At 43.0% G+C, this 12,696-nt stretch carries 6 protein-coding genes and 9 pseudogenes; 7 read left to right on the top strand and 8 right to left on the bottom strand.

Going from position 1 to position 12,696, the window contains the following annotated elements; all coding sequences use genetic code 11:
* A pseudogene (locus I1A42_RS24445) lies at positions 1 to 398 on the bottom strand (hypothetical protein); the annotation flags it as partial.
* A 576-nt stretch (positions 399 to 974) separates the two neighbouring features.
* Here I1A42_RS24445 and proX (I1A42_RS24440) point away from each other — a divergent pair.
* The 7 genes and pseudogenes from proX (I1A42_RS24440) to I1A42_RS24410 all read left to right on the top strand — a co-directional run bounded on the left by proX (I1A42_RS24440) (position 975) and on the right by I1A42_RS24410 (position 8,625).
* Positions 975 to 1,953: pseudogene (gene proX / locus I1A42_RS24440) on the top strand (glycine betaine/L-proline ABC transporter substrate-binding protein ProX).
* Positions 1,954 to 2,438: 485 nt separating this feature from the next.
* Positions 2,439 to 3,627, top strand: a pseudogene (proV, locus tag I1A42_RS24435) (glycine betaine/L-proline ABC transporter ATP-binding protein ProV); the annotation flags it as partial.
* A 41-nt stretch (positions 3,628 to 3,668) separates the two neighbouring features.
* Positions 3,669 to 4,717: pseudogene (proW, locus tag I1A42_RS24430) on the top strand (glycine betaine/L-proline ABC transporter permease ProW); the annotation flags it as partial.
* 67 nt (positions 4,718 to 4,784) lie between these two features.
* Positions 4,785 to 5,791, top strand: a pseudogene (proX, locus tag I1A42_RS24425) (glycine betaine/L-proline ABC transporter substrate-binding protein ProX).
* 55 nt (positions 5,792 to 5,846) lie between these two features.
* On the top strand, positions 5,847 to 6,332 hold the full coding sequence (locus I1A42_RS24420; RefSeq protein ID WP_161158342.1) for a MarR family winged helix-turn-helix transcriptional regulator: 486 nt from the start codon (positions 5,847 to 5,849) through the stop codon (positions 6,330 to 6,332).
* 289 nt (positions 6,333 to 6,621) lie between these two features.
* Positions 6,622 to 7,971 (top strand): annotated as a pseudogene (locus tag I1A42_RS24415) (magnesium transporter).
* Positions 7,972 to 8,409: 438 nt separating this feature from the next.
* Positions 8,410 to 8,625 carry a hypothetical protein gene (locus tag I1A42_RS24410; RefSeq protein ID WP_161158344.1) on the top strand — a complete coding sequence of 72 codons (216 nt, stop codon included), beginning with the start codon at positions 8,410 to 8,412 and terminating at the stop codon, positions 8,623 to 8,625.
* A gap of 164 nt (positions 8,626 to 8,789) precedes the next feature.
* On the opposite strand, the gene I1A42_RS24405 is transcribed toward I1A42_RS24410, so the two are convergent.
* From I1A42_RS24405 to I1A42_RS24385, 7 genes and pseudogenes are all read right to left on the bottom strand, one after another.
* A complete protein-coding gene (locus I1A42_RS24405) occupies positions 8,790 to 9,191 on the bottom strand; it encodes a sensor histidine kinase (RefSeq protein ID WP_196125795.1) in 402 nt (133 codons plus the stop codon).
* A gap of 214 nt (positions 9,192 to 9,405) precedes the next feature.
* The gene (locus I1A42_RS25255) at positions 9,406 to 9,636 is read right to left on the bottom strand and encodes a response regulator (protein WP_196125797.1); all 231 of its coding nucleotides are present in this window, start codon (positions 9,634 to 9,636) and stop codon (positions 9,406 to 9,408) included.
* 49 nt (positions 9,637 to 9,685) lie between these two features.
* Positions 9,686 to 10,667, bottom strand: a pseudogene (locus I1A42_RS24395) (ABC transporter permease).
* A gap of 584 nt (positions 10,668 to 11,251) precedes the next feature.
* Positions 11,252 to 11,681, bottom strand: a pseudogene (locus tag I1A42_RS25120) (ABC transporter substrate-binding protein).
* Positions 11,682 to 11,688: 7 nt separating this feature from the next.
* A complete protein-coding gene (locus tag I1A42_RS25115) occupies positions 11,689 to 12,171 on the bottom strand; it encodes an ABC transporter substrate-binding protein (RefSeq protein ID WP_268982086.1) in 483 nt (160 codons plus the stop codon).
* Positions 12,144 to 12,416 carry a hypothetical protein gene (locus tag I1A42_RS24930; RefSeq protein ID WP_230389933.1) on the bottom strand — a complete coding sequence of 91 codons (273 nt, stop codon included), beginning with the start codon at positions 12,414 to 12,416 and terminating at the stop codon, positions 12,144 to 12,146. The genes I1A42_RS25115 and I1A42_RS24930 overlap by 28 nt, the downstream gene beginning before the upstream one ends.
* A 104-nt stretch (positions 12,417 to 12,520) precedes the next feature.
* A pseudogene (locus I1A42_RS24385) lies at positions 12,521 to 12,696 on the bottom strand (ABC transporter ATP-binding protein); the annotation flags it as partial.

The raw sequence follows: 12,696 nt of genomic DNA, 5'->3' as shown, positions 1-12,696 counted from the left end.
TTCGCGGTTGTTTTCAGTGATGATACGAGTTTTACGTTTCAAATCGCGCTCTAATGCTAAGAATTTCTTCTCGTATTCTTGGGCAATTTTATTTAAGCGCTTATCTGCCATCTCACGTGTGTTGATTTTTACTTCACGTAACGAACGCCAACCGATCAAAGCAATCAAGGAAGCAACACCCGCAATGATATAGAAGAAATACGTCACCGTGACATTGGCATAATTCATTGATTTATCGGCAACAGAAAGTTCCCGATCTGTGATTTGCCACAGTAAGACGGCGCTCTAGATCTTGCTGATCGGTCCGTAATGATTTCAGCTCATTTAAAATATAACTTTCGGACTAATGGTCGATCTAATAAGGAGATTGTTGGTATGACGATGATTTCTGGCTGGATTTAGGCTGAGTTTGTGCTGCATTATGTGTACTATCACTATTCGCTGCAAACGCAACAGACGTTGTCAGTACCACACTACCTAAAATTACTAATAAACGTCCTTATCACGTATTATTCCTCAACGGGTTGGCCGGTTAAAGCTGTCTTTATAAAATCGGTGTTATCAATGAATCACTTTCCATAACCATAAATCTTCTGCTTATGCTTTCCAGTGCACTAACTGTGAAATTCTACGTTTTTTATCCTTTTTGTTTACAAGTCAAACAATCGATTTACATCATATTTTCCTTATTTAGATCTGTTTATGACTTGAAAACCCTCTCCTTAAATGTTTAGGGTTCTAATAAATAACAACATGATAAAAATGCTTAATTTTCTAATATTGAGATGAAATTATGATTGCAAAACACTTTATTGGTTAAATAAAGTCAAAAAATCATTTTCTCGTTAACATTAAATTATTAGACCTATTAACATTTATCTCACTCTAGTACGGTTACCTTTCATGTACTAATGTTTATCACTCTTAGGAGAATCACATGACTCACACATGGGAAAACGCTATTTGCTACTTCAATGGCAATATGCGCTGTGTCTTCATCGGTGGCTTTAGCCGCTGATTTACCAGGTAAAGGCATTACTGTCCAACCTGTACAATCAACTACACCAGAAGAAACATTCCAAACCTTAATCGTCAACAAAGCGATGCAAGCACTTGGTTATACGGTAAAACCGACCAAGGAAGTGGATTATAACGTGGCCTATACTTCCATCGCTGCGGGAGATGCGACCTACATGGCGGTTAACCTGGACACCTCTGCACGACGGTAAATACGCCAAAGCCGGGGGCGATAAAAAGTTCTATCGTAAAGGCGATCTTGTTTCCGGTGCGGCACAGGGCTACTTGATCGATAAAAAAACCGCTGAAAAAGTAATTCACATTACCAATATCGCTCAGCTCAAAGACCCAAAACTGGCCAAACTATTTGATTCCGATGGTGACGGCAAAGCGAACCTCTCTGGTTGTAATCCCGGTTGGGGGTTGTGAAGGCGTGATTGAACATCAGCTCGATGCCTATGGGCTACGCAAAACCGTTGAACATGAGTCAAGGTCAATACTCCGCGATTATCGCCAACACCATTACTCGATATAAAAAAGGGAAGCCCATTTTTATTACACTTGGACTCCATATTGGGTAAGTGGCGTCTTGGTTCCGGGAAAAGATGTGGTTTGGCTTGAAGTACCATTTTCTGCGCTTCCAGGTGATCGCAGTGATGTCGATACCAAATTTGCCTAATGGTAAAAATTATGGATTCCAAATGAATTCAATGAAAATTGCTGCCAATAAGCAATTTGCCGCTGATAATCCGACCGCTGCAAAACTGTTTGCCATCATGAAGATCAACATCAATGATATTAGTGCTGAAAATATGATGATGGCACAAGGCCATAACTCCTCAACGTGACATGGAATCACATGCAAACGGTTGGATTAAAGCGCACCAAAAACTGTTTGATTCTTGGATAAAACAAGCCAAAGCAGCAGCGAAATAATCCCACAGGATCGCACCACTTCATTAAAGAAAACGAGCCCCATCCACTGGGGCTTTTTCACCTATCAATATAGGACTATACCGCTAATGAAGTTCTCATTCTAAGGATGTGCTATTGGGTTAGATCTATCGTACACATAACAATCTAGCACGTTTTTAGTGTTATCTAAATTAAGAGCCATTTTCCACAACGCTTAGCGCCACAATCCCCCCTTCCCCCTCATTAAAAACAGGGTAAAATTGGTTAAATATCAAGCGCATTTTTAGCTTTAGCCAATAAACTACATTCGCCTCAAAACATTCCACCTCAAATAAAATTTTAGTGTTTAACATAAATTTATTATCATTTAATATCAAATACTTATCACCATAACATGCTTAACTTCAAACACTTGGGACTTGAAATAGGAAAAAATAATGTTTAGTGTACTATGCATATTTGTTGCATGAGGCAGTGCACAATAAAGACAACAAAGGATATTAACCATGTCGACCATGTTAGAAGTGAAGAACCTCTACAAAGTGTTCGGAGAAACACCTGACGAGGCATTTCCTCTTATTGGAGAAAAGGATTAGATAAAGACCAAATCTTCGAACAAACTGGCCTTACCGTCGGGGTTAAAGATGTATCTCTGACCATCAATGAAGGTGAAATTTTCGTTATTATGGGGCTGTCCGGCTCCGGCAAATCGACCCTAGTTCGTTTACTCAATCGTTTAATAGAACCGACCCGTGGAGATGTGTTATTACGCGGTCGTGATATCTCAAAAATTTCGGCCGAGGAATTGCGACAGGTTCGCCGGCAAAACATTGCAATGGTATTCCAAAACTTTGCGCTTATGCCCCATATGACGGTATTAGAAAATGCATCGTTTGGTCTTGAACTGGCCGGAGTGGCAGAACAACAGCGCCACGCTGCAGCCAACGCTGCATTAGAACGCGTTGGTTTAGGCGCTAATGGTGATTCTTATCCAGACGAACTCTCTGGCGGTATGAAACAACGTGTTGGTCTTGCCCGAGCGCTCACTAACGACCCAGATATATTATTAATGGACGAGGCATTCTCGGCACTTGACCCATTAATTCGCACTGAGATGCAAGATGAATTACTGCGTCTACAAAACGATGACCAACGTACCATTGTATTTATTTCCCACGATTTAGACGAAGCGATGCGTATCGCGATCGAATTGCAATTATGCAAGATGGCGTCGTTGTTCAGGTAGGGACACCGGATGAAATTCTCCACAACCCGGCCAACGATTACGTTGAATCCTTTTTCCGCGGTGTTAACGTTGCGAGTGTGTTTACAGCCAAAGATATCGCTCGTAAACGCCCTAACGCGGTATTTAGAAAACATGATAACGACGGCCCAGCCGCCGCCAATGCAGATCCTTGGCGATAACGATCGTGATTACGGTATCGTGGTTGATAAAACCAATAAATTCTCCGGCATTGTTTCTCTCGAATCTTTAAATATCGCAAATAAAGAACAACGCTCGCTGACCAGCGCCCTACTTCCTGAAATAAAAACTATCGATCCAACCGTATCAGTCAGTGACTTAATTGGTCATGTGGCTGACGTACCCTATCCGGTACCGGTTTGTGGACGAAGAGGGAGAATTATTACGGCGTTATTACAAAATCGCGATTGTTACAGACATTAGATAGGGGAGTAATCATGACTGTTGAAAATGCAACCATGCAGCACAAGCCTCTGATCCATGGGGTGCAGCAACACAAGCCGCTTCATCTGCAGCTTCATCAGATCCATGGGGTTCCACTACCGCAGCGGCATCGTCCTGCGCAACCTGCGGCTGATTGGCTAAACAATGCGGCTCCAGCAACCATTTAGCTTTTGGCACCCATTTCGCGATGCCATCATTCCTTTCGATCATTGGGTAGAAACAGCGCTTAATTGGCTCGTTAGCCATGGACGTCCGGTTTTCCAAGCGATTCGTGTACGATCGATCTCATTCTAAGTTCGTTTCCAAACTGCATTAGTTTCAACACCAAGCGCCTATTATGCTAGTCATTTTGGCCTTGTTAGCTTGGCAGTTTGCTGGTCGAAAAATGGGGGTAGCTTCTTTTATATCACTGATTGTGAATCGGCCTCATCGGCGCTGGGATCAAGCGATGGTGACGCTCGCTTCTGGTGATGAACCTCGGTCTTTTCTGCTTGTTAATCGGGCTTACCCATGGGAATATGGCTGGCGAGAAGCGAACGGGCAGCCAAAGTGATACGCCCGCTACTTGATGCAATGCAAACAACCCCAGCATTCGTTTATTTGGTGCCAATCGTGATGCTATTTGGTATCGGTAACGTACCTGGCGTCGTCGTGACGATTATTTTCGCCGCTGCCACCGATTGTGCGTTTAACTATTTTGGGGATTCAGCAAGTGCCAGAAGAATTAATCGAAGCAGGCCATTCCTTCGGCGCAAGCCCAAAACAGATGCTCTATCGCATCCCAATTACCGCTCGCAATGCCAACGATCATGGCAGGCCGTAAACCAGACTCTTATGCTGTCGCTTTCCATGGTCGTCATCGCTTCTATGATCGCAGTAGGTGGTTTGGGTCAGATGGTGTTACGCGGCATTGGCCGTCTTGATATGGGTCTGGCTGCTGTTGGTGGTTTAGGTATCGTTATTCTGGCGATTCTACTCGACCGTATTACGCAGAAAGTAGGGGAAAACAACCGTGACCAAAAATCTCGTTGGTACCACAGTGGCCCTATTTCAATCTTTTTCCGTTCAAAAAAATAATTTATTCAAGGGCTGCAGGTCTATCCGTTTCTGCGGCCCGACTGCACACAATGTTAGGAGAATAACAATGAAGAATGCATGGAAGACGCTACTCGTATCGAGCATCGCTGTCAGTGCTACCTTGTCTGCATCGGCTTGGGCTGCGAAGGTTGCCCGGAGAAGGTGTTACCGTTCAACCTGTTCAATCCACCATCGCTGAAGAAACTTTTCAGACTCTTATCGTCAATAAAGCGATGGAAGCACTCGGTTATGATGTAAAACCAACCAAAGAAGTGGATTACAACGTGGCTTACACCTCGGTTGCTGAAGGTGACGCCACGTACCTAACGGTTAACTGGGAACCTCTGCATGATGGCAAATACCAGAAAGCAGGCGGTGATAAGGCCTTTTACCGCAAAGGGACTTACATCACGGGTGCGGCGCAAGGTTATTTAATCGATAAAAAAACCGCGGATAAGTACCACATTACCAATATCAAACAATTCCAAGATCCTAAGATCGCAAAACTGTTTGATGCCGATGGCGATGGCAAAGCGGATTTATCCGGTTGTAACCCAGGCTGGGGGCTGTGAAACGGCGATTGAACATCAGCTTGATGCTTACAAACTGCGCAAAACGGTTGAGCATAACCAAGGCCAATACTCAACCATCATGGCCGATACCATTGCTCGTTATAAAAAAGGTCAACCGATCTTTTATTACACATGGACCCCTTATTGGGTAAGTGGCGTTTTAGTTCCAGGGAAAGACGTGGTTTGGTTACAAGTTCCATTCTCTTCAGTTGCAGGAAAACCGAATGCGGATACCGCTCTTCCTAATGGTAAAAACTACGGTTTCCCAATGAACGTAGAACACATCGTGGCGAATAAGAAATTTGCTGAAGCGAACCCTGCTGCTGCAAAACTTTTTGAAGTGATGAAGCTGAGCATCAACGATGTTAACGCAGAAAATATGATGATGTCTCAAGGACATAATTCTGAGCGTGATATCGAAGCGCACGCAAATGGTTGGATTCAAAGCTCACCAAAACTGTTTAATTCTTGGATTGCAGCTGCAAAACAAGCCGCAAAATAATCCGTGATGAGAAAATGGGGCTAATACGTTAGCCCCATAGTGATGGGAGATTACGTTGGATATTCACGAAGAAGTACTTGTCTCTATTCGACAAATCATACGAGCAATTGATTTACGCTCAAAAAAGCTTAACAAAGACTTTGGCTTAACGAGCCCACAGTTATTGTTAATGCGTGCGATTAAACAATCGCCGAAATTAACCATTCGTCAATTATCTAAAGAGACGAACATGAGTCAGGCGACAGCAACAAGCATTCTCGATCGCCTAGAAAAACGTGGGTTTATTACGCGCCAACGTGACACCGTTGATAAACGAAAAGTACACGCAGTAATCACGGAACCTGGAGAAACCATTCTTAATAAAGCACCACAATTACTCCACGATGATTTTATTAATAAATTTCAGTCACTTCCTAAATGGGAGCAAACCTTGTTACTGTCTTCATTACAACGTTTATCTAGCATGATGAATGCCCCAGAAGTTAGCCATGAAAACCTTATTTTAACCCTCCCACCAGACCACCTAGACGATCCCCACTAGTTTATACACGCATACACACGGTATTTAACGACCAACAACTGATGCCTCGGTAATGAACCTCATTCGAATTTTTAAGAACGAAAACCTTTATTTGGTCACTCTTACCGAGGCTTTTTATCATTTGTGATACTGATCAGGCGTGATAGACAACGAATACACTACCCTTCAACCGACAGTATTTATAATGAGACTCATAAATTTTTATTGTGTTTCTCATAAACTTATAGCATGTTAGCCAACGCTAAATAAACGCCTACAGTGATACTTAGAAATATATGGGAGTCTTACGTTGAACGAATATCAAGATGTGTCGTTATTGATAGCGCGCTTGGCGCAAGCTGATGAACAACAGCAAATAGTTCAACTTAATGAGATGGTCGATAGTGGCCTAGATGAAGGCTCGTTAGCGAATCTATTAGAAGCGTTTCCTGTTGAGCAACGTGTCAGAATGTGGGCGCAACCTTCCCCTAGAGTTACATATCCCAGTACTGACAGAAATGCGTTCGGAAGTGCGTTTTTCGGTCATCAATGCGCTCTCTGAAGCAGAATTAAAACTGACACTGGCTAAACTCGATAACCTCTCCTTGATTGAGTGGGCAGATTCGTTACCAGAAGAGATCATCGCGGATGCGATGCGTTTAATCAGTCGCGATTGAATTAGAACTTTATGACCGCGCCAAAGAATATAGCGATGAAGAAATTGGTCGTTGGGCTGAGCAAAAAGTATTTACTCTACCGATTGGTATTAGCGTAAAGCGCGCTAAGGTATTACTCGATAAATACCAGTTTGAAACGCCTAAATACGTTTACTTGACCAACCGCGCGAAAAAATTCCGTGGCATGGTGCTCTATAGCGATATCGTGACTGCCCCTGAAATCAGTCAATTAAAAACACTAGCCCAAACAGAATTAGTGACACTGAATGCCCACCAATCGATTACTGATGCGATTGATGCCATCGAGCATTCTGATGTCCCTGTGGTGCCTGTCGTCGACGAAAACGAATCACTAGTTGGGCATGTTGATTGGCAATTTGCGCTCAATACTCAACGTGAAATTTACGAAGCCCGCTTAATGGCTGGTACCGGTATGGACGAAGGTGATGACCTATTCACACCGGTCATTAAAGGGACAAAAAAACGCGGCTTATGGCTAGGTATTAACCTTCTCACCGCGATTCTGGCTTCGATGACCATCGGAATGTTTGAAGATGTGATCTCGAAAGTTGTCGCTCTGGCTGTAATTAATGCCGATCGTGGCATCGATGGGAGGAATCGCTGGTAGCCAGACCTTAACCTTAATGGTCCGTGGCATGGCACTCAATCAGGTGACACAGGGCAACCGATTTGCGCTACTTAAAAATGAACTGAGTATTGGATCAATTAACGGTGTGATATGGGCGGTCATTATTGGTGGAATCGCTGGATTGTGGTTTCAATCTGCAGTTCTGGGCTCAACCATCGCATTAGCGATTGTTATTAATATGGCCACGGCTGCATTCTTTGGTGTGATCATTCCGATTTTATTAGACAAATTTAAACTCGACCCAGCACTCGCAGGCTCGGTTATCCTTACCACTATGACTGACGTAATTGGCTTTTTTGCCTTTCTCGGCACCGCCAGCTTAGTGATGCTTTAATCCTGATATCACGCTGGTATCACAGTTATCCCCCAAGTGACCTCAAGATGCAGAACTCAGTGTTTCATCTTGAGGTCAAAGCCTGATTTTTTATCTCCTGCCACTTGAACCTACTCGCAAACGTCCCTATATATCTTTTAAGACCTTACTGAAATGACTATGTCTTCAAATCAGTGAGTTACCTAAGAGCGAAACCACTCCCGCTGAAACAGCATATTGAGGTTACTTGGGTATACAGAAATTGTTAATTGAAGAATAGATAACATTTTTACATAGAGAACTGAGACTATGATGAATAGAGGGAGAAACAATTTAAAGCAATTTTACCGATAGCGTCACTCAAACGACTCATTCGTTTTCGCGTGCATCTCTTGATGAATCACCATCTGACTCACCATGTCCATGACGCATGTTCGTTAGTAATTAAGAGAGGGAACCATGACATACCCACAACTGCATTTAGAAATTGCCGAATCAGCGCAACTCACGCATAAAGAGAATCACTGGCCTGCGAGCATTCAGTTTCCGGTTGCACATACCGATACCATTTTTAAAGTCCCAGTGCCTAAGGAACTCAAACAACCACGTTATTTATGGTTGGTCAAAATGGACCTAAAGCAATTAGCGGATTTACTCAATCCGACTATTCATTAGCGTCTATTTAAGAGTTTTTGCGGCGTTTGTGGTGTCTTTCTACAAGGCAGAGCCTATGTTATGTCATTAATATCGATACATAAATTATCGATAAGTAAACAATAGGCGCCGCAACAGTGAACAGAGCATGAGGCGGTAGGCAAGCCTACCGCTCAAATAGTGTCTTAGGCGATGGGCAGTTGAACGTAAAAGGTCGTCCCTTCATAAGGACTAGTATCAAAGCGAATGCGCCCTTTTTGCGTCTCGGCCATCAGTTTAGCTGAATAGGTACCCAGCCCTGTACCGCCTTGCTTACCTGCCGTCACATACTTATCAAACAACGTTGTTTGAATCTCTTGAGGAATTTCACCAACGTTGTTGATCGATACTTCACACACATCACCGACCTGATTGGTGGTCACATAAATATTTTCACCGTCTGGCGATGCCTCAACAGCATTATTCAGCAAGTTACCAAACATAGAGATACACAACATCTCTTCTGCCAACGCAATACAATCACTTGGTGCTTGATACACAATATTGATTGTGCGGTTTTGCGCCTGCATACGAAAACTGTTAACCATGCGATGCATCAGTTCCGCTAAGTTGACACGTTCTAGTTTCGGGGCGATAGATACCCGCCTCAATTTATATATAGTCGAGCGTACGGTTGATCATGCCTAACATCGACATGGAAGCTTCTCGTATGTTTTCAACCGAACTCATACAGTAGGCACCCACTTGTCATTCAAAATAGCCTCACAGCTACCAATAATGGCAGATAAAGGATTTTTTAAATCATGACGTGTAATACGGTTCAACATCTTCACGTAAACGCGCATTTTCAACTAAGGTATCTACCCTTTCTTCTAAAGCATCTTTAGAAAGTTTAAGTTTGGTATGGGTAGCGACTCGTGCTTTAAGAATGTCGGGGTTACAAGGCTTAGTGATATAATCCACGGCTCCCAGTTCAAAGCCCTTCTTCATGTCGATTGTTTCAGACTTAGCCGTTAGGAAAATGACCGGTATGTGAGCGGTTTTTAGGATTGTTCTTCAGCGTTTCGCAAATTACTCATGATTATGCTCCTTTCCCTGTTAAATTAACGGTTGGGTTAATTAGCCCATATAACAAATCGATAATGGTATTGGTTACCACGAAGATCAGGCCAACAAAAATAACGTAAGCGGTTATCAATGGTGTATCCACGCGGTTAACCGCTTCAAGGAAAAGGAAGCCTGTACCTGGCCATTGGAATACTGTTTCGGTCAAAATGGTATAAGCCACCATCAAACCAAGCTGCACACCACCCACTGTCAGTACCGGAAGAAGCGTATTTTTTAATGCATGTTGATAATGAACTTTATTGGTGGCTAACCCTTTAGCTCGTGCGAATTTGATATATTCGGAACTCAATACTTCCAGCATTTCAGAGCGTACTAAACGAATAAAAAGAGGCAGCATAATAGAAGCGAGTGACACACACGGCAAAATTAAATGCAGCAGCCCATCTTTCGTAAAGTAACCCGATTGCCAACCTAATACATTTACTGTGTCACCTCGCCCATAAGACGGCAACCAGCCAAGTTCAATAGAGAATACATACATCAAGAGAATGGCAGTTTAAAAACACAGGAATGGATATCCCGATACTACTTCCTGCCATAATCACTTTCGTCAGCCACCTTTTAGGATGTATTGCTGAATAAACCCCGAGCGGTATCGAGAGCACAATGATAATGATGGAAGCTCCAAACACTAACTCAAGAGTTGCTACCAACTTATCTAAAATGACATCTAACGCAGGGCGTTTATAGAAATAAGAAGTACCTAAATCGCCGTGCAAAGCACCCACGATAAAACGGTGATATTTGGTAATGAATGGATCGTTAAGGACCAAGTTCATCGCGCAGAGCCTGCCGTTCGGCATCAGACACCGATTGACCCACTAATTCACGTAGCGGATCCCCCAAGTTATCTTGAATGGCAAACGCCACTATACTGATTCACAAACATCACTATCAGTGCCCTGAAACAGGCGCTTGACCAGACACGAAAACATTCCTTGCCCCTTAAACTATCCATGACTTTTGCTGCGCATTGCAGCAAAACAAAGCAATTCAGCCTCAAAAATGGCACTTAGCCCGACTGAAACAAAGCTAAGCACCAAAACCTTACTTGAGCCTATCTAACTTCTTAGACAGGCCCAATGGCTTTCACTAGAAAGCCGTGTAAGCAGTGTTAGACGTTATTTTCTTTAACGACTAAATCACCGAAGTAAGGGAAGTTCATTGGGGTTAACGATAGGTTTAATATCTAATGAAGATTTCGCCGCCCAAGCTAGGTTTTCCCAGTGTAGAGGGATAAATGCTGCATCGTTATAAAGTACAGCTTCCACTTTTGTAGCATTTTGCCACGTTTCGCAGGATCCGTTTCTACGTTAGCGTCGTTAATCAGCTTATCAACTTCTGGGTTTGAGTAGTGACCACAGTTGTACTGACCTTTACCTGTTTCTCTCGTTACGAGTCATGGTCAAGAATTCAGTAAAGTTCGCCGAATCTTCTGTATCTGACATCCAACCAATCATCAGCATATCTGCTGAACATTTATCAAATTCAGGCCAGTATTGCGCTTTAGGCATGGTTTTCAGGTCAACTTTGATGCCAATTTTCGACACATAGCGGCAGTCGCTTGAGCAATTTTCGCATCGTTAACGTAACGGTTATTTGGTGCGATCATAGAAAGGCTAAAGCCTTTTGCGTAACCCGCTTCTTTCATTAATTCTTTCGCTTTTTTCAGATCATAGCGAGGTTTTAAATCTGGGTTATAACCCGCATAACCTTTCGGGCTTTGTTGTGCAGCAGCGGGTACCAAAACACACGCATGATTTCTTAACAATACCTTCATTATTAATCGCGTAAGCAATTGCTTGGCGAACACGTTTATCTTTCAATGCAGGGTTGGACGCTTCATTCAATTGGAAAGAGATGATACGAGTACCAGACATGGTCACCAAGTTAATACCAGGGGCTGTTTTAACGCGGCGTTGGTCACTAGGAGCAACCGGTGCAATCATGTCTACATCACCAGATAGAAGCGCCAGCAACACGAGTCGCATCTTCTTTAATTGGCACCAAAGTCAGATCGTCTACGTTACCCTTGGATTTTTTATCCCAGTAATTATCGAAAACGTTTGAATTCAGTTTTAACACCTTGCTCACGGTAAGTAATCTCAAATGGACCAGTACCCTGAAAACATGAGTTGAAGCAAATGAGTTGCCGTGTTTTACGATTGCACTTTTATCTTTGCCATCTTTAGTTTTGCCACTATAGAACTTGCTGTCCATTGGGAAAATGTAAGTCGCGTTTTGCAGAACTAGAGGGTATGGACCTTTTGTAACGAGATCGACAGTGTAATCATCCACTTTCACCATCTCTTTATATGGGTCAAAGATACCTTTAAATCTGGTGACGTTTTTTAGACGGTTAAATGTCCACACCACATCGTCTGCGGTAAAGTCGTTACCCGAGTGGAATTTTACCCCTTTACGCAAGTGGAAACGCATCGTTGTTTTATTAATACGTTCCCAGCTTGTAGCCAGGCGAGGTTCAAATTGCATATCTTGGTATAACGAACTAGTGGATCAAATACCATGTGTGAAAGTTGTAACGTACCACCAGATAGCTGCTCTTCAGGGTCAAGAGAAACTGGGTCAGCATCATAAGCAACGGTAATATCTGCGGCTAAAGCAGCAAAACTTAGGCCTGCAGCGACCAGCGCCAAGGCTATCTTGCTTTTCATGGTTTTCATTGCATAACTCCTTATGCGGGATTGTGTCCCTAGTTGTTTGTATTTGCTTTTTTATCTAATAATTTTCTAAGTGTTACACTCACGTGAGTGTCTTAAGACCTCAATTAAGAGGCCTTAACTGATTCTCTTAAACCGGTAAATTCCGGCATCAGAGAGATTAGGTGCTGGCTGTATTCATGCTGTGGATTGGTGAACAACTGCTCTGTTGATGCAGTTTCTAGCAATGTGCCCATTTTCATCACTCCCACTCGATCGCACACCTGGCGAATCACAGGTAAGT

The sequence above is a fragment of the Vibrio nitrifigilis genome (assembly GCF_015686695.1).
Lineage (GTDB): Bacteria > Pseudomonadota > Gammaproteobacteria > Enterobacterales > Vibrionaceae > Vibrio > Vibrio nitrifigilis.
The sequence above is the reverse complement of the archived record's forward strand: the minus strand, read 5'-3'. Positions and strand labels throughout refer to the sequence as shown.

Coding starts and splice junctions, on each gene's coding strand:
- I1A42_RS24930 (WP_230389933.1), bottom strand. CDS start 12,416: ATGAAAACCATGAAAAGCAAGATAGCCTTGGCGCTGGTCGCTGCAGGC.
- I1A42_RS24410 (WP_161158344.1), top strand. CDS start 8,410: ATGACATACCCACAACTGCATTTAGAAATTGCCGAATCAGCGCAACTC.
- I1A42_RS25115 (WP_268982086.1), bottom strand. CDS start 12,171: ATGCGTTTCCACTTGCGTAAAGGGGTAAAATTCCACTCGGGTAACGAC.
- I1A42_RS24405 (WP_196125795.1), bottom strand. CDS start 9,191: ATGGTTAACAGTTTTCGTATGCAGGCGCAAAACCGCACAATCAATATT.